The 23,556-nt window shown below is 37.3% G+C and carries 13 protein-coding genes, 9 tRNA genes, 2 rRNA genes and 3 pseudogenes (1 of these 27 only partly in view); 23 read left to right on the top strand and 4 right to left on the bottom strand.

Translation table 11 applies throughout. The annotated features are described in order from the left end of the window. From AC1F25_RS09910 to gor, 16 genes are all read left to right on the top strand, one after another. A 23S ribosomal RNA gene (locus AC1F25_RS09910) occupies positions 1-265 on the top strand (it extends 2,650 nt beyond the left edge of the window). Positions 266-359: 94 nt separating this feature from the next. Further along, positions 360-475 (top strand): 5S ribosomal RNA (gene rrf, locus AC1F25_RS09905). Between the two features lie 13 nt (positions 476-488). Then, a tRNA-Val gene (locus tag AC1F25_RS09900) sits at positions 489-561 on the top strand. 3 nt (positions 562-564) lie between these two features. Beyond that, positions 565-637 (top strand) — tRNA-Lys (locus AC1F25_RS09895). A gap of 7 nt (positions 638-644) precedes the next feature. Next, a tRNA-Leu gene (locus AC1F25_RS09890) sits at positions 645-726 on the top strand. Between the two features lie 17 nt (positions 727-743). Further along, positions 744-816: transfer RNA gene (locus AC1F25_RS09885), tRNA-Thr, on the top strand. Between the two features lie 11 nt (positions 817-827). After that, positions 828-899, top strand: a tRNA-Gly gene (locus AC1F25_RS09880). Positions 900-915: 16 nt separating this feature from the next. After that, positions 916-1,001 (top strand) — tRNA-Leu (locus AC1F25_RS09875). A gap of 10 nt (positions 1,002-1,011) precedes the next feature. Continuing rightward, positions 1,012-1,085: transfer RNA gene (locus tag AC1F25_RS09870), tRNA-Arg, on the top strand. A gap of 21 nt (positions 1,086-1,106) precedes the next feature. Continuing rightward, positions 1,107-1,180: transfer RNA gene (locus AC1F25_RS09865), tRNA-Pro, on the top strand. A gap of 57 nt (positions 1,181-1,237) precedes the next feature. Further along, positions 1,238-1,311: transfer RNA gene (locus tag AC1F25_RS09860), tRNA-Arg, on the top strand. Between the two features lie 135 nt (positions 1,312-1,446). Continuing rightward, a complete protein-coding gene (locus AC1F25_RS09855) occupies positions 1,447-1,914 on the top strand; it encodes a CtsR family transcriptional regulator (RefSeq protein ID WP_002310600.1) in 468 nt (155 codons plus the stop codon). Positions 1,915-1,920: 6 nt separating this feature from the next. Beyond that, the gene (locus AC1F25_RS09850; protein ID WP_002310599.1) at positions 1,921-4,407 is read left to right on the top strand and encodes an ATP-dependent Clp protease ATP-binding subunit; all 2,487 of its coding nucleotides are present in this window, start codon (positions 1,921-1,923) and stop codon (positions 4,405-4,407) included. Between the two features lie 220 nt (positions 4,408-4,627). Beyond that, complete coding sequence (locus AC1F25_RS09845) at positions 4,628-5,551, top strand: peptidase U32 family protein (RefSeq protein WP_151669072.1); 924 nt, start codon at positions 4,628-4,630, stop codon at positions 5,549-5,551. A gap of 5 nt (positions 5,552-5,556) precedes the next feature. Then, positions 5,557-6,810 carry a peptidase U32 family protein gene (locus tag AC1F25_RS09840; RefSeq protein WP_002310597.1) on the top strand — a complete coding sequence of 418 codons (1,254 nt, stop codon included), beginning with the start codon at positions 5,557-5,559 and terminating at the stop codon, positions 6,808-6,810. Positions 6,811-6,943: 133 nt separating this feature from the next. Beyond that, entirely contained in the window at positions 6,944-8,290 is a 1,347-nt protein-coding gene (gor, locus tag AC1F25_RS09835; protein WP_479994080.1) for a glutathione-disulfide reductase, read from the top strand. 90 nt (positions 8,291-8,380) lie between these two features. Here the strand turns inward: gor and AC1F25_RS09830 are convergent, their stop codons facing one another. Further along, a complete protein-coding gene (locus AC1F25_RS09830; RefSeq protein WP_002320497.1) occupies positions 8,381-9,805 on the bottom strand; it encodes an AcpB/EbpR/MafR family transcriptional regulator in 1,425 nt (474 codons plus the stop codon). Positions 9,806-10,539: 734 nt separating this feature from the next. Here AC1F25_RS09830 and AC1F25_RS09825 point away from each other — a divergent pair. Continuing rightward, positions 10,540-11,274: pseudogene (locus tag AC1F25_RS09825) on the top strand (helix-turn-helix domain-containing protein); the annotation flags it as partial. Between the two features lie 8 nt (positions 11,275-11,282). On the opposite strand, the gene AC1F25_RS09820 reads toward AC1F25_RS09825, so the two are convergent. Next, positions 11,283-12,242 (bottom strand): IS30 family transposase, encoded by a 960-nt coding sequence (locus AC1F25_RS09820; protein WP_002336308.1) that lies wholly within the window; start codon positions 12,240-12,242, stop codon positions 11,283-11,285. Positions 12,243-12,432: 190 nt separating this feature from the next. Here AC1F25_RS09820 and AC1F25_RS09815 point away from each other — a divergent pair, with 190 nt between their 5' ends. The 6 genes and pseudogenes from AC1F25_RS09815 to AC1F25_RS09790 all read left to right on the top strand — a co-directional run bounded on the left by AC1F25_RS09815 (position 12,433) and on the right by AC1F25_RS09790 (position 21,234). Then, positions 12,433-13,029: a hypothetical protein gene (locus tag AC1F25_RS09815; protein WP_244843388.1), complete on the top strand. Its 597-nt coding sequence runs from the start codon at positions 12,433-12,435 to the stop codon at positions 13,027-13,029. A 98-nt stretch (positions 13,030-13,127) separates the two neighbouring features. Beyond that, on the top strand, positions 13,128-13,442 hold the full coding sequence (locus AC1F25_RS09810; RefSeq protein ID WP_479994079.1) for a hypothetical protein: 315 nt from the start codon (positions 13,128-13,130) through the stop codon (positions 13,440-13,442). Positions 13,443-13,486: 44 nt separating this feature from the next. After that, entirely contained in the window at positions 13,487-16,186 is a 2,700-nt protein-coding gene (locus AC1F25_RS09805) for an ATP synthase subunit B family protein (RefSeq protein WP_479994078.1), read from the top strand. Between the two features lie 34 nt (positions 16,187-16,220). Then, positions 16,221-17,855: pseudogene (locus tag AC1F25_RS09800) on the top strand (VirD4-like conjugal transfer protein, CD1115 family); the annotation flags it as partial. Beyond that, positions 17,854-20,061 (top strand): annotated as a pseudogene (locus AC1F25_RS09795) (VirB4-like conjugal transfer ATPase, CD1110 family); the annotation flags it as partial. The pseudogenes AC1F25_RS09800 and AC1F25_RS09795, both read left to right, overlap by 2 nt. A gap of 33 nt (positions 20,062-20,094) precedes the next feature. Then, the gene (locus AC1F25_RS09790; RefSeq protein WP_244843392.1) at positions 20,095-21,234 is read left to right on the top strand and encodes a hypothetical protein; all 1,140 of its coding nucleotides are present in this window, start codon (positions 20,095-20,097) and stop codon (positions 21,232-21,234) included. Positions 21,235-21,421: 187 nt separating this feature from the next. Here AC1F25_RS09790 and menA read toward each other — a convergent pair whose 3' ends face one another. Next, entirely contained in the window at positions 21,422-22,375 is a 954-nt protein-coding gene (menA, locus tag AC1F25_RS09785; RefSeq protein WP_479994077.1) for a 1,4-dihydroxy-2-naphthoate polyprenyltransferase, read from the bottom strand. A 12-nt stretch (positions 22,376-22,387) separates the two neighbouring features. Then, on the bottom strand, positions 22,388-23,491 hold the full coding sequence (locus AC1F25_RS09780) for an FAD:protein FMN transferase (protein ID WP_002310577.1): 1,104 nt from the start codon (positions 23,489-23,491) through the stop codon (positions 22,388-22,390). Between the last annotated feature and the right edge of the window lie 65 nt (positions 23,492-23,556).

The raw sequence follows: 23,556 nt of genomic DNA, 5'->3' as shown, positions 1-23,556 counted from the left end.
TTGAGAGGAGCTGTCCTTAGTACGAGAGGACCGGGATGGACTTACCGCTGGTGTACCAGTTGTTCTGCCAAGGGCATTGCTGGGTAGCTATGTAGGGAAGGGATAAACGCTGAAAGCATCTAAGTGTGAAGCCCACCTCAAGATGAGATTTCCCATTTCTTTAAGAAAGTAAGATCCCTGAGAGATGATCAGGTAGATAGGTCAGGAGTGGAAGTACAGTGATGTATGGAGCGGACTGATACTAATCGATCGAGGACTTAACCAATAGGTTAAAAAGAAAAGAACTCGGCAAAAACTTATATGACTTCAAATCCAGTTTTGAGTGAACAAAATTTACTCAATAAAAGATAACACCACAGTGTGGTGGCGATAGCGAGAAGGATACACCTGTAACCATGCCGAACACAGAAGTTAAGCTTCTTAGCGCCGATTGTAGTGAGGGGTTGCCCCTTGTGAGAGTAGGACGTCGCCACGCTTAAGTTATCCATGGAGGTTTAGCTCAGCTGGGAGAGCATCTGCCTTACAAGCAGAGGGTCAGCGGTTCGATCCCGTTAACCTCCATATGAGCCGTTAGCTCAGTTGGTAGAGCATCTGACTTTTAATCAGAGGGTCACAGGTTCGAGCCCTGTACGGCTCATATTTTTGCGGGTGTGGCGGAATTGGCAGACGCACTAGATTTAGGATCTAGCGCCTTACGGCGTGGGGGTTCAAGTCCCTTCACCCGCATAATTTAAGTTTTACATGCCGGCTTAGCTCAGTTGGTAGAGCATCTGATTTGTAATCAGAGGGTCGAGGGTTCAAGTCCTTTAGCCGGCATCTTTAAACACGCGGAAATAGCTCAGTGGTAGAGCACCACCTTGCCAAGGTGGGGGTCGCGGGTTCGAACCCCGTTTTCCGCTTTGCCAAAGCAATCGCGCCGGGGTGGCGGAACTGGCAGACGCACAGGACTTAAAATCCTGCGGTGAGTGATCACCGTACCGGTTCGATTCCGGTCCTCGGCATTTCAAATATGCGCCCATAGCTCAACTGGATAGAGTGTTTGACTACGGATCAAAAGGTTAGGGGTTCGACTCCTCTTGGGCGCGTAGTCTTTTTTATTTTTTAAACGGGAAGTAGCTCAGCTTGGTAGAGCACTTGGTTTGGGACCAAGGGGTCGCAGGTTCGAATCCTGTCTTCCCGATTTTTTTTATCTTGCTTTTTGTTTTCAAATGATTTATAATTTTTTTAAATTGAATATGCGCCCATAGCTCAACTGGATAGAGTGTTTGACTACGGATCAAAAGGTTAGGGGTTCGACTCCTCTTGGGCGCGTCGATACGGAATAGCATATTCCGTATTTTTTTTTGTTGATTCTAAAGGATTTATTTAACAAAAAGCGTTCTTCTTTCTTTCTATTACCAAATTCGTTATAATTAAGGTCAATATTAGTCAAAGGGAATGAATAAGATGGCACATCAGAATACCTCGGATTTAATTGAATCATATATAAAGAAAATTCTGGAAAATAGTGAAATGATCGAGATTCGAAGGATTGAAATGGCAGACCTCTTTAACTGTGTTCCTTCACAAATCAACTATGTGATTAATACCCGTTTTACCATCCAACGCGGTTATTTAGTAGAGAGCAAACGCGGGGGTGGCGGCTATATACGAATTGCGAAAGTAAGAATATCAGATAAAAAACAGTTACTTGAGCAGATAAATCAGTTGTTTGATGATACAATCAGTGAGAAAAATGCTTTTGCTATTATTCAAAAACTTTATGAAGACCAAATAATTACAAAAAAAGAAGGAAACTTGATGTTAAGTGCAATTGCAAAAAACACATTGAATTTCAATGAATTTGAAGATCATACACGTGCTCGGATTCTCCGAGCATTTCTGGAACGTTTAAGTTATGAAGATGGGAAGTGAGATTAGATGGAAGAACTTTTTACTGAAAGAGCCCAAGCGGTATTAGAAATTGCACAAGAAGAAGCAAAACGATTGAAACATCAATCAGTTAGTTCAGAGCATGTTTTACTAGCGTTAGTAGTTGAACAAAATGGAATTGCTGGAAAAGTATTACGTGAAATGGATTTGAATGAGACAGAAATTTATGAAGAAATTGAACATCTGATTGGTTATGGCGGTATCCGTTCTTACCCTAAAGGAGTCTTTCTTCCATATTCTCCAAGAATGAAACAAGTTTTTGCTTTAGCTAGTAGCGAAGTAAAGAAAACGGGTTCTCAAAAAGTTGGAACAGAACATATTTTGATGAGCTTATTAAAAGATGAAAGTATCATGGCTACTCGAATTATGATCAACTTAGGTATCAGCCTTTCAAAAGCCCGACAAGTTCTGAAACAAAAAATGGGACTAGCTGGTGATTCGGGTGGAAAGGGAATGAATCGTCGTAGAAATATACAAGATAAACGGCAAACACCACAAGGCACGCCTACACTAGATTCATTAGCACGTGATTTAACGAAATTAGCAAAAGAAAACAAGTTGGACCCAGTTGTTGGACGTTCTAGAGAAGTGAAACGGCTTATCCAGATTCTTAGCCGACGGACAAAGAACAACCCTGTATTGGTGGGTGAACCTGGCGTAGGTAAAACAGCCATTGCTGAAGGGTTAGCTCAAAAAATCATTTTAGGTGAAGTACCAGAAGACATGCAAGAAAAGCGCCTGATGATGCTTGATATGGGATCTTTGGTTGCTGGTACGAAATACCGCGGTGAATTTGAAGATCGAATGAAAAAAGTCATTGACGAAATCTATAATGATGGTCAAGTAATCTTGTTCATTGATGAATTGCATACCTTAATTGGTGCAGGTGGCGCAGAAGGAGCAATTGATGCTTCGAATATCTTGAAACCGGCGTTAGCTCGAGGAGAATTACAAACGATTGGAGCAACGACTCTAGACGAATATCAAAAATATATCGAAAAAGATTCTGCATTAGAACGGCGTTTTGCACGAATTCAAGTAGATGAACCAACTCCTGAAGAAGCGGAAGAGATTCTTCAAGGATTGCGTTCAAGATATGAAGAGCACCACGGGGTAGAGATTACAGATGAAGCTGTGCGGGCAGCAGTTAATCTTTCTGTTCGTTATATCACTTCTCGTCAACTACCTGATAAAGCTATTGATTTGATTGATGAATCAGCGGCGAAAGTCCGTTTGGATCAAACCGATCACTTAACAAAATCAACTGTAATCAAATTAGAAATTGATGAATTAGTACAAGAAAAAGAAGCAGCGATCCAAAAACAAGACTTTGAAAATGCTGCGCAATTACGTAGACAAGAAAAAGCACTACGTAAAAAGCTACAAAAAGTTTCTGCAATCGAAGCAAAACAAGAACAAGGATATTCTGATCGTGTAACGGAAGAAGATGTTGCTACAGTTGTATCGGAGTGGACTGGTGTCCCTCTACAGCAGTTGGAGAAAAAAGAAAGTGAACGTTTGTTAGAATTGGAAGGTCTCCTGCATGAACGGGTGGTTGGTCAAGATGAGGCTGTCAAAGCAGTTTCACGCGCCATTCGTCGTGCACGAAGCGGCTTGAAAGATCCTGACCGTCCAATTGGATCATTTATGTTCCTTGGACCAACTGGTGTCGGAAAAACAGAGTTGGCCAAAGCACTTTCAGAAGTCATGTTCGGAAGCGAAGATGCCCTGATCCGTGTTGATATGTCAGAATTTATGGAAAAATACAGTACAAGCCGATTAATCGGCTCTCCTCCAGGATACGTAGGGTATGATGAAGGTGGACAGTTGACAGAAAAAATTCGTCAAAAACCATATTCAGTGATTCTCTTAGATGAAGTGGAGAAAGCACATCCAGATGTTTTCAATTTACTTCTGCAAGTATTGGATGATGGTCATTTAACAGATTCTAAAGGTAGAAAAGTGGACTTTAGAAATACGATCATGATTATGACTTCAAATATCGGAGCGACACAAATTCGAGAAGAAAAAAATGTCGGATTTAATGTCCAAGATGTCACGAAGGATCACAAAGCCATGCAAAAACGTATCTTAGAAGAGTTAAAGAAAGCTTTCCGACCTGAATTCTTGAATCGAATTGATGAGACTGTCGTCTTCCATTCATTGAGTAAAGATGAAATCCATACAATCGTCCAAATCATGAGTAAAGCGATTATCAAGCGATTGAAAGAACAAGATATTCAAGTGAAAATCACCCCATCTGCAATCGATGTGATCGGGAAAGCCGGATTTGATCCTGAATATGGTGCACGTCCAATCCGTCGCGCACTTCAAAAAGAAATTGAAGATCGATTGAGCGAGGCATTGCTTGGCGGAGAGATTCGCTTAGGTGACCACGTAACAGTAGGTGCATCAAAAGGAAAGATCACATTGAATGTTCGCGGGCCTAAAAAGGAAACAGTAGGTTCCCTATAGGTACTTGGTCTATTTAACTGAATTTTTATAATAGTAAGACTTGATTAAGAGGTTGTGACAAGATTTTTGTCTCAATCTCTTTTTATATTTGGACAGAATATATCGAACTTTATTTTGACTTTTTGTGAAATAATTTTCAAAAATCCGACTTTAAATAGAAGAAGTATTGGAAAGTTTTTAGAGCTATGCTACTATTATGAAGTTGTAGGAGGAGGAAATTATGATCGAACTCATAACCACAGTAGAGACTATCAAACAAGCAGAACAGTTGCTTGCTGCAGGTGCAGACACACTATATTTCGGTGAAGAGCAATTTGGATTGCGTCTGCCTGCTTCGTTCACACGAGAAGAACAGCGACAATTAGTAGAATTAGCACACAATCATGGTAAAAAAGCAAATATTGCTGTAAATGGGATCATTCATCCTGAAAAAATGAAAAATGTACCTGAATATTTGGCTTTTTTAAAAGAAATAAACGTAGATGTGATCACAGTTGGTGATACAGGTATCATTTATACGATGAAAAAGAATCCTGAATTGCGTATACCGTATATTTATGATGCTGAAACATTAGTAACGAGTGCACGTCAAATCAATTTCTGGGCGAAAAAAGGCGCAGTTGGCGCAGTACTTGCTCGTGAAGTTCCTTTTGAAGAGATGAAGGCGATGGAAGAAAAACTCGACATTCCTGTAGAAATCCTTGTGTATGGTGCTACATGCATCCATCAATCCAAACGTCCACTGCTACAGAATTACTATAACTATACGAAGCAAGACGAACAAAAAGATCGTGAAAGAGGTCTTTTTATCTCGGAACCAAAAAAAGAAGAGACACATTATTCTATTTATGAAGATAGTCATGGCACACATATTTTTGCCAGTGATGATCTAAATCTCTCGAATGAATTGAATGAACTTTATCAGCATCATTACCGTACATGGAAATTGGACGGGTTATTTACTCCAGGCGAAAATTTCGTGACTATCACTCAACTATTCGCCGAAGCAAAAAAACAAATTTTAGAAGGTAGCTGGAATCAAGAAAAAGCAGAAAAATTGACGAGCGAAATCAACAAATTGCATCCTGAAAACCGGGAATTAGATACAGGATTCTTTTATATTGATCCTTCTGCTATCAAATAAGGAGCATGATGAATGAAATGACAGTAAAAAGAAAATTGAAACGTCCAGAAATCTTAGCGCCAGCAGGAACACTGGAAAAGTTAAAAACAGCGATCCATTATGGAGCAGATGCAGTATATATTGGCGGAAATGCGTATGGTTTAAGAAGCCGTGCAGGTAATTTTACTTATGAAGAAATGGCTGAAGGGGTTGCTTTTGCAAAAGAACACGATGCAAAAGTGTACGTTGCTGCTAATATGGTCACCCATGAAGGAAATGAAGAAGGCGCTGGGGAATTTTTCCGTAGTCTGCGTGATGTTGGTATTTCTGCAGTGATCGTTTCTGATCCAGCTTTGATCGAAATTTGCGCGACAGAAGCTCCAGGTCTGCCGATCCATTTATCTACTCAAGCTTCAGCAACCAATTTTGAGACATTGGAATTCTGGAAAGAGGAAGGGTTGGAACGTGTCGTTTTAGCTCGTGAAGTTTCAATGGAGGAAGTGGCAGAAATCCGTAAAAATACGGATATCGAAATCGAAGCATTTATTCATGGAGCCATGTGTATTTCTTATTCTGGTCGCTGCACATTGTCCAACCATATGTCAATGCGAGATGCGAATCGTGGCGGATGCTCTCAATCTTGTCGCTGGAAATATGGATTGTTCGATATGCCTTTTGGTCAAGAACGAAATAGTTTGACTGATACAGGAGAAATTGAAGAAGAATTCTCGATGAGTGCAGTTGATATGTCCATGATCGAGCATATTCCAGAATTGATTGAAAACGGCGTAGACAGCTTCAAGATCGAAGGAAGAATGAAATCGATCCATTATGTATCTACAGTGTCAAATGTCTATAAAGCAGCTGTAGACAGCTATATGGAAGATCCTGAAAACTATGTCTGCAAACAAGAATGGATCGACGAGTTATGGAAAGTGGCACAACGAGAGTTAGCTACAGGCTTTTATTACAATACACCAACTGAAAACGAGCAATTATTTGGTGAACGTCGTAAAATCCCAGTATATAAATTTGTCGGTGAAGTATTATCTTATGATGAGGCAACACAGATTGCTACGATACGTCAGAGAAACTTATTCTCTGTAGGGGATGAAATCGAATTTTATGGTCCAGGATTCAGTCATTTCAGTCAAACAGTCGAAATCATGCATAATGAAGAAGGGGAATCCATTGACCGAGCACCAAATCCAATGATGGTTTTGGCCATGCCAGTTGCACAACCAGTGAAACCTGGAGATATGATCCGGAAACGCAAATAAAGAAAAAGCTGATACATCTTTGTTTCAAGCATCTTCGCATACAAAATCTAAGAAAAGTGTTACACTTGTTTTCTGTAGAAAAAGGATCGTTAAATAAAGGTTTTGATTGATCTCTTCAATAAGGAGGAACAAAATGCAACTATATGATTACATCGTAATTGGTGGCGGCTCTGGCGGTATTGCTTCAGCAAACAGAGCAGGGATGCATGGCGCAAAAGTTTTGCTGATTGAGGCAAATGAATTAGGCGGAACCTGTGTCAATGTCGGTTGTGTACCTAAAAAAGTCATGTGGCAAGCAAGTACGATTTTGGAAACAATTGAACGCGATGCTCCAAGTTACGGCATCCAAGCAGATTTAAAAAGTGTTGATTTCGCTGGTCTAGTAGAAAGACGAGAAAAATATATTGATTTTCTACACGGTGCTTACCAAAGAGGATTAGATAGCAATCATGTCGAGGCTATAAAAGGATATGCTACTTTTATCGATAGTCAAACGATTGAAGTAAACGGTGAAACTTATCATGCGCCTAAAATTTTGATTGCGACTGGAGGCCGTGCAAGCAATATGGGCATTCCTGGTGGTGAGTACGCCATTGATTCAAATGGATTTTTTGAATTAAGGGAATTACCTAAGAGAGCAATCGTTTTAGGTGCTGGATACATCGCAGCTGAACTTTCAGGTGTATTTCGTGGTTTAGGTAGTGAAGTCATGTGGGCATACCGAAAAGAACGTCCACTTAGAACGTTTGATAAAATGCTTTCGGACAATCTGATCCAAATGTACCAAGAAGCTGGGATCAAGACTTACGCACATCATATGGCTAAAGAAATCACTAAAAACAATGACGAATACACGGTGTTATTTGAAAATGGCGAAACCTTAACTGGTGATTGTGTCCTTTTTGCAGGCGGGCGTGTGCCGAATACTGAAAATTTAGGTTTGGAAAATACAAATGTCGAATTGGACGAAAAAGGATTTATTAAAGTAGATAAATACCAGAACACAACGGATGAACATATTTTTGCGGTTGGTGATGTGATCGGTAAATTAGATTTGACTCCTGTTGCAATCGCAGCTGGCCGACGTTTGTCGGAACGTTTGTTTAATGGGAAGAAAGATTCTTATCTTGACTATAATCTTGTTCCGACAGTCGTCTTTACGCATCCACCAATTGCAACGATTGGATTGACAGAAGAAGAAGCATTGGAAAAATACGGAGAAAATGACCTGAAAGTTTATCGTTCACGCTTTACTCCAATGTACTTTGCTTTGAATGAATATCGCCAAAAATGCGAAATGAAATTGATTTGCGTCGGAAAAGAAGAAAAAATTGTCGGCTTGCATGCCATTGGTGTAGGTGTCGATGAAATGCTACAAGGTTTTGCTGTGGCTATCAAGATGGGGGCAACTAAAGAAGACTTTGATAATACAGTAGCCATCCATCCAACAGGAGCGGAAGAATTCGTAACGATGCGATAATTTAATACTAGCAGTTCTAGTAGCTTTTTATTGAATAAACCAATGTAAAACCCGAAAATCTGTATACTGATTTTCGGGCTTTTTATTTTTTCATTGTTTATGTAAGATGGCTTCGATATTTTCCCAAAACGAATAAGCAGGGAAGTTGGATATTTTGATTATCTTCGTATTCAGCTGATTCCTATCTAAAGGAAAGTCAGTCAAAACCAAATCATATTGATTGATCAACCGATAGTTCAAATCAAAAAAGCTATCCTGATATTCTTTTATTTCTTTTATCTCAGGAAATTTTTTAGTTAACAATTCCTTATATAAGAAACAAACTTTCGGTTCTTGAGAAGAAAGGATCATGACTGTATATGTCTTTTTTTTTGGAATGATTCGATCAATAAGAGCTGGAGACAGCAAAACCAGTTCTTCCAGCAATTCTTCATATAATAGACGATTGGTTAGAATAAACGAATAATTTTCTTCCACTAATGCTTGTTCATAAAAAGAAAGAATGAGTGGATCCGAATTCAAGACGATCACAAAGAATTGTTTAAAGGAATTGGTTAGAAAAGGTAAAAACTCCTTCTTGAAAGAAATCAAATGATACAAGTAATTTAATTGCTGATCAGATAACATCGTATCAGTAGATAAAGAACGATAGAAATTTTGTGACAAATTTCTTAATTTTTTGATTTCATGAGCTGGCGCCTTTACAGAAGCAAAATGGATCATCTGGCTGATTGGACGCAAAAGTTCACTAGCTGTTTCTTTAGTTAAATAGAAATGATAATTTTTCTCCATAACGGAGCAAAATGTAACGTTATTTTTCGTTCGCTCAAAAAATAAATCAATATCCATTTCGAGAGGTTGGCTTTTCAACTGATCGGATAATCTATGTTTCTTTCCGAGCCGGATAATAGAAATCAAAAAATAATAAATCAAAAACAGCTGTTTGTGGACAGATAGTTTGTTTAATGGAGGATAAAGTTTCATGTATCGTTTGATAGCTGCAGACAATATTTGGTAATGAGGAAGTTGATCCGGTGTATAGATCTCCTCGAATAAACTGCAGTAGAAAAAACGTATTTGTCTCTCCTCACCTTGAATATGTACATATGGAGTAGTGTGGATTCTAAAAAGAAATCCTCGCTTTTGAAAGGATTCATTCAGAAACATAATGATTCTGCGAATACTTGCTGTACTCATAAATAACTGATCAGCTAGTTTAGCAATACAAGGTTCTTGCATCAAAATGATTTTCAACACTTGTATATGGCTTGAATGTTTTAAGATAGTACTCGTGATGCTTTCTAAATTATATTCACAAGGTAATCTCAAAGAAACTTTCTGATGCTCGTCGATATGAATAGATGCCGGAGAATGAACAAAATTAAATGCGGCAATATCAGATAAGAGTGTTTTTTTTGTTACAGCAATTTTCTTCTCTAAGTCTTCTAAATAAAATGAATCCATACTCAAAAGCATGGCTAATCTTAACTGTCTTTCTGATAATTTTTCAAGCATAGTTATATCTTCTGTCATATTTCCAACTGCGTTTTTAAGAAATAATAGATAAAACGCTCCTTCACTTCCTTTCTTTTCAGTCGCTCTTAATCATTATCCCACGTTATAGAGAAAATTGATTCATTTGTATGTTTGTTCAACAATTTTAAGCAACAGGCAGAATAAACAGCAAAAACAGAATGCTTTGACCTCATATTTTTGTTAATTAAAATAACGTAATAACTATAAAATAAATAGTTTTATATTTTGTATTTTTGTTATTTTTAATTATGTATTTATAAATCCTTATTGTACTCTCTATATTTACATTAAAAAAATAAAACATAAATAAAAAGCTTAGATAGAAATACCATGCTTATGTTCTTTAGATTATTGTTATTTAAAATAGCAAATATAACTACTGAATGAAAATTAAACCAACTATACTTTTAATTATTTTATATAAAATTGTTTTTTTTATTTATATCTTCGAGGGTTGTAAATGATATTTCAAGGGAGTTACTCTTCATTCGATTTTTTGTTTCCGAAAATAAAAGATCATTTTCTTTTATTTTTTTGATATATACTCCATTAGATATAGTTATTTATACTGTTTATCCAAAAATAATAATTATAACATATAAAAACAGTTTTTAAGAAACAGGTTTTCCAAAATAGAAAAAAAAAATACTAAATTCTAGCGTAAATAACTGTAGGATAGATTTAATAGCAAACGAGAAAAGGGGAAGAAAAAAATGGTAGGATTTTTAGAAAAGCAACTAGAGAGACAAATCATGCTGATCTGCTTGTTAAGCATGGATATGGCTGAGATCAACGACCTCGCGGAAGAGCTAAAAGTAACGGATAAAACAATTATTGCAGATATTGATAATTTTAATTCTTCTTGTTTTCCTGCGTACATCGAGGTCAATCAGTATAAAGAAGTAACGTTGAAAATACCCAGTAACCTCAATTTAGATGATATTTTTATCAAGATCCTAAATAATTCTATCTATATAGAAGTCTTAAAATACATTCTGATTTCAGAACCATCACTAACTGAGATTTCAGCTAAATTATTTTTGAGTAAGACAAGTGTCAGGAGAATCATTACCAAAATAAATACGTACTTTTCAAAAGAAAGATTAGATATACAAATCATCTTAACCACCAGACTTCAAATCATCGGTGATGAAATCTATATTCGCAAGTTTTTCTCAAGTATGTTCAAAGAAATCTGCAAAGAAAAAGATCTTCCTTATTTTGAAATGATTTATAAAATGTTGAAACGCTGTTTGATCAAGCAAGGACGGGATGCTAGCTCTTCTAAAATCATTTATACAGTCTATTATATTTTTACTTCGATCATTCGAATCGGGAACGACCATCTGATTCCTAAAGAGGAACTGGCAGATCGACCAGCTGTCGTTGATTCAATTATGGAAACGATCAAGAGTGATACTGTCTTCTGCACACTTATTAATCAAAATCTTAATTGTCAAATTAAGTTAGACAGATCATCAATACTTACGTAACTCAAAAATACTTCCAAAGGTGTTCGATAATCCAGTGATTTTCTAGGAATATTATTTCGTTTAGATGCGACAGATTGAATAAAAAATTCATCTACTGAATTGAAATCCATAGATTTCAATAAACCATCTCTACGTAACAATCCGTTAGAATTCTCGTTTAGGCCTCTTTGAGACGGCGTTCCTGGATCAGCGAAATAAATGGCAATATCATTGACATTACTGATCTGTTTCCAATTTGAAAATTCCTTTCCACAATCAAAAGTGATGGATTTGAATAGGTTTTTCGGTACAGATTCAAACCATTGATTTAATTTTTTTTCAATATCAATCGCTTGTCTACCACACGGTTTCAATGTGATGATAACTTTTGATAATCGTTCAACTAAGGTAATTACAGCACTTTTATGTTTCAGACCTACGATAGTGTCACCTTCAAGGTGACCAAACTCATTTGAGAATTGGCTATAATCCTTTTCACGTTCATGAATAGAGCGGCGGAAAGTTTGTTTTCCACGTCTTTCTTGATGTCCATTCGGTTTACGCTTGCCTTTCATCGGTAAGTCAGAAGAATCAAATAGCCCCTTTTTGAACATACGATAAATGGTACGAGCAGAACAACTAATAGGAAACGCTGCACGACCAACAATCACATCGGGTGTCCATCCTTGAACAACCTTTCTTTGAATATATTCTGATTGTTCCTCGGGTAAAACAAGCGGACGTCTACCACAGTTTGATTTGTTTTTCTTATACTGTTGATAATATTCTAAGGCTGATTTTCCTTGCTTGAAGAACAGATATACTTTATGGATCGTTTGTCTTGAACGATTCAAGCAATGGGCAGTTTTAGCAACAGATTGATTAATTTTGAAATAAGACTCTATTATTACAAGTTCATCCGTTGTAAGATGGGTATAGGTCATTTGTACTCACTCCTTATAATTCTTTGGTCGGAACTATTTTGAGTGTAGCACAAATGACTTTTTTAGTTGTCTAGCTTAATTTTACAATCGGCGAAATTATAAATTTGTGATCAGTAGAGAAAATATAGAAAATATTTTGAGTCCATATCTCAGTCTGCTTTTTACCAATCCAGCTGAAACGGATGAGTATATGCTCAGAAGAGTAGAACTGTTTCTTAAACATTTCTATTATCTTTCCAATATCAATGAAACGGTCACACCTGAAAAGGTTTTGCATTTTACCAGTTTTATTACCTTTTATAAAGAATTGACTTTTTTCAAAGTCAGCTATGCAGATATCTTTTATAAGAAAATCCTAAAGAAAAAAGTCCAGATATGGGAAGCTTATCAAAGTGCATTGATTATCTCTAACTTGTCCTCTGTACGGAAAAATGAACTTTTGTTAAAAGAATTACTGTTGGAGCTGATTGTCTCTTCGAATGAATTACTGCATCAAGTGGAGCCAAAATTAAAAGAACGGTCTATTTTGTTATTAAGTTCACAAGAAATGGGACTGCCTATTTTATATAAGAACTTGATTTTGAATAAGTACCCTTCTTTTAAGAAAATCGATATTTATGAAAAAGATGTTTTTTCTTTAGACTATACACTGATCAACCAATACGACCTAGTATTGACCGATGTGAATTTGAATTTGAATCGCATATCTTCTGCCATTCTGAAAATTTCTAAAGTACCGACGGATGCTTTCTGGCATAATTTGGAAACATTTCTTCATTCTACTTGAGAAAAGAGTTGCCAATAAATTATTATTTCGGAAAAAGTAGGCGTGGTATAGACAATTTTCAGCGTTAAGATAAAAATAAAAACACTGGAGGAACGAAAATGAAAGAGTTAATCGGTTTATTTTGTATTTTATCCTTTACGTTCAGAATATTGGCCTCAATGTTCAAAGCATTGTATTGCGTGGCAAGAACCCTTGTTTTATTACCAGTCGCAGGATACAAGTGTTACAAAGAATGCAAAGCCAACAAAAGAGAGAGTAATCTTTCAAATATTTCATCTACATCATCAAGGGAAAACAATAGACAATATGGGACTATTGCCAATCGGATATCAGAAGCTTTCAAGGATGCAGATAAGACAAATGAGTCAAAAAACGAACCGATTTTACACAAGGAACAAGCAATTTGTCGTTAACCGCAACTGTATATAGAGTAAAAATCTGAGAGGAAGTAAAAAAGATGCTTACACCAATCAATCAAAAGTTATTTGAACTTCTGGAATACAACTTGGCAGATGAACGATTTACAAAAGAACCATCTCCCTTCGTAAACCCACGCGACCCGAACATTGAAATCAATATGGATAAGTTGAACGAATCTGTTTCAGAAGCAATTGAGGGGAAAATAAAAACGTTAACTGATGAACAGAAGCTATATAGTTATCTTTCGGAGGAAAAGCAACTTCAAATTGTGATCAATAACATAAAGAAACAACCTTTAGGGGAGATGGAGCAGGAAAAAAATTTTTTAGAGGAAAAGGTCCAGAAAGTCACTGAACATAAAAATAAACTTGAACAACAAAGAGAATCTGTTACTTATGGAGCTCCTGAGAAACCAGCTCTTAACACCGATAGCTATCAAAATGAAATGCTGATCTTATCTAGAATAAATGTGGCAGAAAACAAATATCGTCTTGATCAAATAAATGAGCCTTCTAATAAAGCTAGGGAAAGAGTAGAAAAACTAAGAATAGAAGCTACCCAGTTAAAAAAACATTTGTCTAGAGATTTAGAGAAAAAAGAACAAGAAATCACAAAAATTGAATCCACTTTGCCTCCAGCACCTGAGGATAAAGAGCGAAGAAAAAGTTGGGAAATGAATAACAATGTGGTGATTGTAAAGCTCCAAAAACTAATAGAAGAAAAAGCAGTCATCGAATCACAGATATCGGCAATAGCTAAGATTGAACGTTCTCAAGATGTTCCTACTAAGACAAAAGAATTTTCACAAGAGTTACCGAAAAAGGAAGATATCCCAAAAGGGCAGCCTAGCCAAATAGTCAAAGAAAGTGTCCCTCTGCATCGAGCTGATAGTGAAAAGGTGCAACCGAGTATTCCAGTGCCATCTCCTATGCCAAGTAAAGAATTATGGCAGAGACAAGAAACACAAAAATCAGAGAAAGCACCTCATCCTATTGAGCCGAACGTTATCATTCAAGAGAATCCTAGCCAAAAACGGGAAAATGGACCTCGTCCAAGAGCTGCTAGCGATCCTGGAGAGTCTCGGACAGACGTACCAGATAGTGGTAAAAAGACGCAAGATACACCTGAAATAGCCAAGGAAGTTACACCAGATATATCAAATAAAGATGCTTTACATACAGCAATCGGCGAAAACTTAAAAGCTAGACAAGAACTACTCCAAGTGACGATCGAAAAACAAAAAGAAATATTTGGTATCATTCCTAAAAAAGCGAAACATTTACCAGAATTAAATGCGATAGATAAGAAGATCCAAGAAAATGAAGCCGAACTCGCGAAACTGAAAATCCAGTTAGATGACCCTAAAACGTGGAAGCCCGAAATGATTCAACTGCCAAAAGGGCAATCAGCTACTGTTGAAAATATCAAAGCAGATACAGACAAGATCAAAACAGATATCGAAAAGATCAAAAGCATGGATATCAAAGATTTAAAAAAAGAACTATTCCCACATTCTAAAAAAATGCGTTGGCTCCGCCGAGCGTTGCATCTATGGCCTTTGGCGGCATATCCTTTATTTGTGAGTTGGGCAGTGATGATTTTACCAGCTCTGACGGTTAGTCTCTATGCGGCACCAGTTGCGATTACTGCTTTTTCTTTCTTTTGTGCCAGTTATTATGTCCCTAAATTAATCAATTATGCGAGAAAAAAAATAGCCAATCGACGCGAAGCTCAGAAAGATAAAGAAGAACTAAATAAAGGACTGACAAAAGAAAAAGAGCAGCCAGAAGCAACAAAAGAAGCAACAAAAGAAGTAACAAAAGAAGCAGAAAAAGAAGCAAAGAAAATAGATATAACGACAAATGAAAAAGACAAAGAAACGCTTAAAGGAGAAAAAACGGCAGAACCAAGTCTGGAACCTTCCACGAAAAAAGATTGGAAAGCCAAAACGAAAGATTTCTTGAAGAACAATTGGAAGACGCTAGCGATTATAGTAGGCGGAAGTACGTTGATTGCAGTGGCTTCTGTATTCCTCATGCCAATCATTGCACCTGGACTAGTTGGGGCCGATATATTTACTCTTGGAACTGTAGCGTTGATGGGGGCTTCTGTGGGTATCGGGGCGCAACTGATTGACAAATTTGGATTGAAAAAAGTAGAAAATCATTTGAATAAAAGAGAAGAGAAAAACTTTGATCAAAAATTAGAAAAAGCACTTCATTCATTTGACCTCTCGAATCAAAAAGAAGAGAAAGTTAAAGAGGTACAAGAAAAAACAAAAGACTCAAAAGTGCAAGAAACAAAAGAACAAAACATCTCGTCAGATAGTTCTCGAACAAGCTCAGTAGTTTCTCAGGATGCTTTAGGTGCCAAAAGAAGCTCAATAAGTTCTCAAGGTTCTCTTGGACCCATAGACTACAACTTGTTTGCACACTCAAAAGATAACCAACAAGTGAAAGCAGAGATTCACGCAGAGCCAAATAGGAAAGTATCACTCGAACAAGGAAAGGAATCAAACAAAGTAGTTCCTATAAATCAAAAATTGACAGAAAATAATCGAAATGCGCCTTCTCAAGGTTCACCAGTAGCAGGGCCACGTCAATTTCAAGAGTTAAAACAAGATGCAGTTGTTAGAGCAAGTAATCAAAACGGAAAAGATGATAGCAATAGAAACAGCCCAGCACGTACCAGAAGCAACAGTCAACCAACTCCAAAAAAGGAGCAGAGTGTTCTATAAATGAAACAGAAGAAAAAACGAAAAGGAGAGTCATGTGAAAAATTCACGTTCTATGGTTTTTAGTTTTCATTTTTTAGTCTTTAGTATACTTTTGTATTTTGGTAATCGAATCGCTTTTTTGTTTTTAAGTGAGGAATTTACTTCATTTGAGCTAGCAGACCGAATTATGGAAGCAATTAATCAAAGCTTTGCAGAAATTGCGAAATTCAGTCCCCATATCGAATTTGAACAAATGTCGCTTCTAGTAGGTGTCGTTTCAGGAGTTAGCTATGTGTTATTCGTTTTGTATAAGACGTTCGATACTAAAAATACTAGACCCAATGAAGAATACGGAAGCGCACGTTGGGGAAAAGCTGGGGATATCCGTCCATTTATTGATAAAAAGAAAGATTTCAATATCTTATTGACGAAAACAGAAAGTCTGTCTTTGTCTGGTCGAATGAAGATCACTAAAAGAGACAACTTCAACCGTAATAAAAACATCGTCGTGGTGGGAGGAGCCGGAAGTGGTAAAACTCGGTTCTTTGTAAAACCTAACCTGATGCAGATGCATTCTTCCTATGTTGTCAGTGACTCCAAAGGATTATTGTTGATGGAGACAGGAAAAATGTTTGAAGAAGCGGGATATAAGATCAAGATTTTTGATTTGATCAACCGGAAAGCAACCGACTACTATAATCCTTTCAAATATATCAGAAATGAAGATGATATCTTAAAAATCATCAACAACTTGATCAAGAATACAACCGATCCGGATAAAAAAGGTGGAGATGGATTCTGGGAAAAAGCAGAGACTGCATTGTTGATGGCGATTTTCAGTTACTTGATCCAAGAAGTCGTGGAAGAAGATCGAACATTGGGAAGTGTGATCGAATTGGTTCGATTAGCTGATATCGAGGAAGATGTCCCTAATTTTGTCAGTCCGTTAGATGTATTATTTCAAGAATTAGAACAAAAAGACCCACAAAATTTTGCTGTTGCACAATACAAGATTTTCAAATTATCAGCCGGGAAAACAACAAAAAGTATTTTAGTCAGCTTAGGTGTACGTCTAGCGCCATTCGACATTCCAAGTGTCAGACAGTTGGTATCAAAAGATACATTGGCGTTAGATTCAATCGGTGATCAGAAAACTATTTTATATATCTTGTTACCGGATACAGACACAAGTTTCAACTTTTTAGCTAGTATGATGTACCAACAGTTGTTCGATATGCTTGTTTACAAAGCTGACAATGTATACAAAGGAAGACTACCAGTCCATGTACGCTGTATTCTAGATGAGTTTGCCAACATTGGCCAGATTCCTGATTTTGAAAAAGTCATTTCCGTTGTTCGAAGCCGAGAAATCTCAACGAGTGTGATCTTGCAAAATATCAGTCAGCTGAAAACATTGTATAAGAACACATGGGAAACGATCATCGGTACGAGTGACACCTTCTTATACTTGGGAGGGATGGAACAAAGCACCCATGAATACATCTCTAAATTATTGGGTAAAGAAACGATCGAACAACGAAATATCAGTGTAACGAAAGGGGCAAACGGTTCGTTCAATGAAAGCTTCCAAAAACTAGGGAGAAACCTGATGGATCCTGACGAAGTCGCAAGTTTGAAAGGGCAAGAATGTATCTTGAAAATTCGAGGAGCCCATCCGTTCCTATCTTCAAATCTTTCCTAGCGGTATTTGTCAAATCGATGATATCCCTTATTCTACTACCATCGAACTAGAAGACATCAATTACCAATTATCGTCTGAAGACAACCAAATCGAGATTTTTTCTCAGTATTGTGATTTTTTGAATTCCTTAAGTAGTAAGACGAAATTACAGCTGACCGTCTATAAAAAGAAACGACCTTTAGCAGATTTGCAAAAAGTTCTTTATTATCAAGAAAAAGGTGACTTTTTAGATGACTACCGGTCAGAAATGAATGAAGTCATCTCTAGAAAATTAGATGAAGAAAAAAATGGGTACCGCAAATGTATCTTGTTCACTTTTGTACAAAAACATACAAAAATAGAGCATGCAGAAAAAGAACTAGAAATGGTGGCTGATCGCTTTGCAATGTTTGCCAGTCGATTAGGAAGCAAGATCAAGCGCATCGAAAAAACAGAATTATTGACAATCCTCTCAGAGATTTTAGGGACAGATGATAAAAGAGAGAAGCAAAAGGTCGAAGATGTATTGCCAGAAGTCATTGAGATAAAAGAAAACAAAAACTATCTAAAGGTAGATACGCATTATGCAAAAACGATTTATCTTCAAGAATATCCTTCTGAATTAGCAGATACATTCTTATACGAGCTGTTAGAAATCCCGAAAGAATTAGTGATTACTCTTCATATTGATCCTCTAGAGCAAGATGAAGCTTTTGATTTAGTGAAAACAAAGCTAGCATTCATGGAGCAACAAAAAGTCGATGAGCAAAAAAAGGCGTTGCAAAACGGATACGATTACGAAATGCTTTCTTATGACCTTTCGTATTCATTAACAGAAGCAAAAGGCTTGGTAGACGATTTGCAAAATAGAGGTCAAAAGCTTTATGCGATGACAAGCTCGATTCATTTTCGGGCAGGAACAACTGAACAGCTGGCGGAGATTCAAGACGAAGTGAATGCAGTAGGACGTCGTTTTGGATTCAAGATCATTGAATTAGAATTTATGCAGGAGAATGGACTAAATGCCACACTCCCGCTAGGAATAAATTCGATACCGTTAGATCGTACGCTATCAACAGCCAGCACAGCGATTTTTATCCCATTCACCATATCTGATTTGATCCAAGAAAACGGAAAATATTATGGAGTGAATGCTATTTCTAAAAATATTCTTTCACTAGATAGAAAACTTTTAAAAGCCCCCAATGGATTCGTTCTTGGGACACCGGGCTCCGGAAAAAGTTTTTCTGTCAAACGTGAGATAGTCAATGTCTTGTTACGAGATGCAGAAGATGAAGTCATCATTATTGATCCAGAACGGGAGTATTCGGTCATCGGTCAGAATTTCAATGGAGAGATCATCAAGATATCCAGTGATTCTGCAACAACGATCAACCCGATGGATATCAATGAAAACTATGGGGACGATACCGACCCTGTAGTATTGAAGTCAGAATTCTTGATTTCGTTGTTCGATTTGATTATTGGTGGGGCACTAGGTTTGAGTTCTGCTCAAAAAACGCTGATCGACCGAGTCTGTCGTAGAACATATGAAATAATGAGCGGTGATATGCCGACTTTTGTTGATTTTTATAACATATTAAAAGAACAGGAAGAAGAAGAAGCAAAGCAGTTAGTCATGGATCTAGAGATTTATATCGAAGGAAGTTTGTCAGTGTTTTCTGCCAAAACAAACGTGGATATCACGAAGCGGCTTGTCATTTACGATATTAAAGATCTTGGGAAACAATTGAAGACAATGGGGATGTTGATCGTTTTAGACCAAGTATGGAATCGGATCACGGAAAACAGGGAACGAGGCGTGCGAACATGGCTGTATATCGATGAGATGCAACTTTTGTTCACCAATGAATATTCAGAGAATTACTTTTTTGAATTATGGAGTCGGGCAAGAAAATGGGGGGCCATTCCAACAGGGATTACTCAGAATGTGGAGACATTGCTGCTATCGGATCTTGCACGAAGAATGTTGTCTAACAGTGACTTCGTCATGATGCTCAATCAGGCTAAATCAGACAGGACACAGCTCGTTCGATTATTCGATATTTCAGAAGAACAAGAGAAATACGTAGTCAATTCTCCAGAAGGCTATGGATTAATGGTATTTGGGGATACCACTCTCCCGTTTTACGATCATTTTCCAAAAGATACGAAGCTGTACAAAATGATGTCGACCAAGCCTGGAGAAACATAATAAAGTAAAAACAAGCAGAAAGGATATGTGATAGTGGCTGATTCGGAAAATCCAAGAGGAGATATTGAACTGGATAACGAAAGAGAGGATGAGAAAGGAAGCAGCTCCACTTCCAAGTCTAAAGCAGAAAATATTGTTTTAAATAGAAACGGTGAGAAATCATCAAAAACAAAAGTCTTCAAAACGAGTAGTGAGAAAAAGAAAAACATTCGGTTGAAGAAAAAAAACGGGAAAAAAGTAAAACTGATAACTTCGAATACGCGTAAAAAACGCCTTCGTGCCATGCTTCTCGAAAAAAGAATTGTCGCAGTGCACAATCCAAAAATCGCGAAACAGCAAAAGTTATTTCGAAGAAGACAATTACTTTTAAAATCAAAAAAAGAGCTAAAGTTGGAAAATGCTCGCCAAACGAACCAACAACATATCATTCAACGGGAAAAACCGAATGAGCAGACATATCGAAATAGTGTCATTTCAGATAAGCAAACAACCCAAGACATTACTCGCAAGCAAAAATATCAAAAGCAGTTTTTGCAAAAAGAATTGAAGTATACGGGATATGTCAGTGAAGCAAAAAAAGCTTCTTTACAACAAAAGCAAGCGACCGTTACTCGACAAGCTAAATCAACTCAATTTTCTACTCAATCTTATAAAAGAAAATATCAGCGTTCGACTCTCTCTGCTCAATCGAAGCAAACGGGTCAAACGAGCCAGAAATATAAGAGACAATCTGGACGAGCGAGCACATATAGCGTCAAGAATATGAAACATAAAGTAGACCGTTCATTACAACGAAATATTTCGCCTAAAAATCGTTTTCGTTCACAGATAAAGGAATTAGTGATTGATAAGGTAGGACGAGATGGGGACGGCAATTTGAATTTAATCGGGCTATTGATTGCGCTGTTTATTTTAGTACCGATATTGTTGAAACTGATTATCATCATTATCAGTACGATCAAAGATCTTGCTGATACTGCTAATGTCAAGTTACACCTTCTCAATGAACAAGAAATATCTCAAGAGTTGAACAATTTATTGCCAGCTGTGCGTAGAGAAGGAGAGATTAATAAACAAAATCCAAACTTAGAAAATAAAGTAGGACAAGCGCGTAAAAATGCTAAGTCTATGAGAAATTCATTAGTTCAAGAAAATTCTCATCAAGTTCGCTGATACGAATCAAAAAAATAAGGAACTGTGACAAAAGTCTTGTCGCAGTTCCTTTTTCCGAATAAACGGTGTTCCAGAAGTAACTTCTTCGGAAATAAGCCGAAATTTCACAAAAATTTGAAAAGCAATTTTCGTAAACTCCTTCTTATTTCTTGAAGCTGACCACTTCTGTCACAACCTCTTCAAATCGTTAAATGGATTGCACAATGATCGTTAGTAATAGACCCAATACATAGCTAGCATTGAACAAGACCATATTTTTGATGGAACAGCTGAAACTGATAGGTTGGGGTAATGTTTGCTTGAATTGATCTAAATGCTTCTTCACAATTGGCAAAGTCAAGAAGGTGACTAAGATTGGCCATTCATAGATACCACTCAACAAGCCCATCAAGATCACAAAATAGCAAGCATACATCAATAGCTGGAATAAGACTGTTCCTGCTGGGCGTCCGATATAAAAAACCAGTGTATAGCGATGATTTTCAATATCGCGGTCAAGATCTCGCAAATTATTAGCTAACATGATATTGGCAATCGTAAACACCAAGGGTAAGGAAGCCAATACAATGGCTGCTATAGCCCAAAGGTTTCCTACCAAAGCAAATTGCCCGGATGAAAAATCGATTGTCAGATCATAGACATCCGAACCGAATGTATTAACATAAACGACCATTGCAAAAATCCCAAGTCCCATAGTCACCCCGCTGAAGATTTCCCCTAAAGGCATTCGAGACAAGGGAATGGGACCGAATGTATAGAATACTCCGATAAAACAACAGATAAATCCCATCAAAAGCAAAAGCCAACCCGTATTGATTGTTAAAATAACGCCAATAACAAAAACAAATGCGATCATCGCTAAAATCATGTTTCGGATCAATACAGGGGATAGATTTCGGCGACCAATGACGTTTTCTTCATACTTATATACTTCAGAATGCGCCTTTTCATAATCCATGTAATTATTGATCGCGGTTGTCGCTAAATCAAAAACTAGCATCCCAACAAAAAATAAAAAAGTGTTCAACCAATGTATCTCGTGAAAAAAAGCGATAGAGAATAATACCCCTACCGCAAAAGGAAATACACTAGCCACCTTTGTTCGTATTTCAACTACTTCTAAAAAGATTTTTAGTGTCATGGTTCGTGCTCCTTATTTTAGTTCAGAACGGTCACCCATCGTGTAATGGGAGTCCTCAGATAATTTGAAAGTGTCTTTGATCGGATCGGTCACATATACTTTATCGTCTTTTGTCACGAAGATTGCTTCCGTCCCATTGTTCAATTCACTTTCAACATATTCCAGACCTTTTTTCACACCCATTGAAAAGACTGCTGTAGACAGACCGTCACCATCAATGGATTTATCTGTTATGATCGTGACACTTGCGATATCGTTGTCGAATGGATAACCTGTTTTTGGATCAAACAAATGATGGTATTTTTTGCCATCTACTTCTAAATAGCGCTCATAAATTCCAGAAGTAACTAATGTTTTGTTCCGTTCTTTGATAGAACCTAAAACAGAGCCACGAGCCATATTTGGATCTTGGATGCCGACTGTCCAGTCTTGGTTTTCGCCTCTTGGGCTGTGTCCTAAGACATAGACATTCCCACCTAAATCAACGATAGCAGTAGTCACACCTTGTTTTTTCAAGACTTTCACTACTTCGTCTGTAATGTAGCCTTTGGCGATTGCCCCTAAGTCGATGATCATTCCTTTTTCTTTTAGATAGACCGTTTTTTCTTGGTCATTTAGTTCAATTTTATGATAATCCACTAATTTCAATGCCTGATCGATTTCTTCTTGTGAAGGTTTTCTGGCGTCATCAAATCCGATTCGCCATAATTGAGTGATTGCACCGATTGCCATATCGAATCCGCCTTGAGAATCTTGGCTGTATTCATAGGCTCGTTTGACTAATGTGTAGACGTCGTCAGAAACTTTTACGGGTTTGATTCCAGCCTGTTCATTCACTTCATCAATCTCGGAACCTTTTTGGTTGATCGTGATTTTATCACCAAGCTCTTTTACTCGATCAAAGGCAGGTTTCAATGCTGCTTCTTTGCCTTCATCATACACACGGATACGAACGTAAGTCCCTAACAAGAACTGTTCATCAGAGTACGGATCTTTCAAGATCTTGGTAGAAGCTGAACTTTCAGTGGTTGTTTTTTTTGCTGAATTAGTACAGCCAGTTAGCACCATAAAAGAGATGCCCAGTGTGATTAAGGAAAATAGTAGTTTTTTCCGCATTGTTTTCCTCTCTTCATTTTGAAAGGTGAGACGACTGCCTAATCTGGCTATCGTCCCACCCTCCA

It is taken from the genome of Enterococcus sp. M-BR2 (assembly GCF_056612775.1).
This window is presented reverse-complemented; position numbering and strand designations above follow the sequence as displayed.

Excerpts from the sequence above, each read along its gene's own strand:
- AC1F25_RS09810 (WP_479994079.1), top strand. The coding sequence starts at position 13,128 with ATGAAAGAGTTAATCGGTTTATTTTGTATTTTATCCTTTACGTTCAGA.
- menA (WP_479994077.1), bottom strand. The coding sequence starts at position 22,375 with ATGACACTAAAAATCTTTTTAGAAGTAGTTGAAATACGAACAAAGGTG.
- AC1F25_RS09805 (WP_479994078.1), top strand. The coding sequence starts at position 13,487 with ATGCTTACACCAATCAATCAAAAGTTATTTGAACTTCTGGAATACAAC.
- AC1F25_RS09830 (WP_002320497.1), bottom strand. The coding sequence starts at position 9,805 with ATGCTTGAAAAATTATCAGAAAGACAGTTAAGATTAGCCATGCTTTTG.
- AC1F25_RS09815 (WP_244843388.1), top strand. The coding sequence starts at position 12,433 with ATGCTCAGAAGAGTAGAACTGTTTCTTAAACATTTCTATTATCTTTCC.
- AC1F25_RS09780 (WP_002310577.1), bottom strand. The coding sequence starts at position 23,491 with ATGCGGAAAAAACTACTATTTTCCTTAATCACACTGGGCATCTCTTTT.
- AC1F25_RS09850 (WP_002310599.1), top strand. The coding sequence starts at position 1,921 with ATGGAAGAACTTTTTACTGAAAGAGCCCAAGCGGTATTAGAAATTGCA.
- AC1F25_RS09820 (WP_002336308.1), bottom strand. The coding sequence starts at position 12,242 with ATGACCTATACCCATCTTACAACGGATGAACTTGTAATAATAGAGTCT.
- AC1F25_RS09855 (WP_002310600.1), top strand. The coding sequence starts at position 1,447 with ATGGCACATCAGAATACCTCGGATTTAATTGAATCATATATAAAGAAA.
- AC1F25_RS09840 (WP_002310597.1), top strand. The coding sequence starts at position 5,557 with ATGATGAATGAAATGACAGTAAAAAGAAAATTGAAACGTCCAGAAATC.
- AC1F25_RS09845 (WP_151669072.1), top strand. The coding sequence starts at position 4,628 with ATGATCGAACTCATAACCACAGTAGAGACTATCAAACAAGCAGAACAG.
- gor (WP_479994080.1), top strand. The coding sequence starts at position 6,944 with ATGCAACTATATGATTACATCGTAATTGGTGGCGGCTCTGGCGGTATT.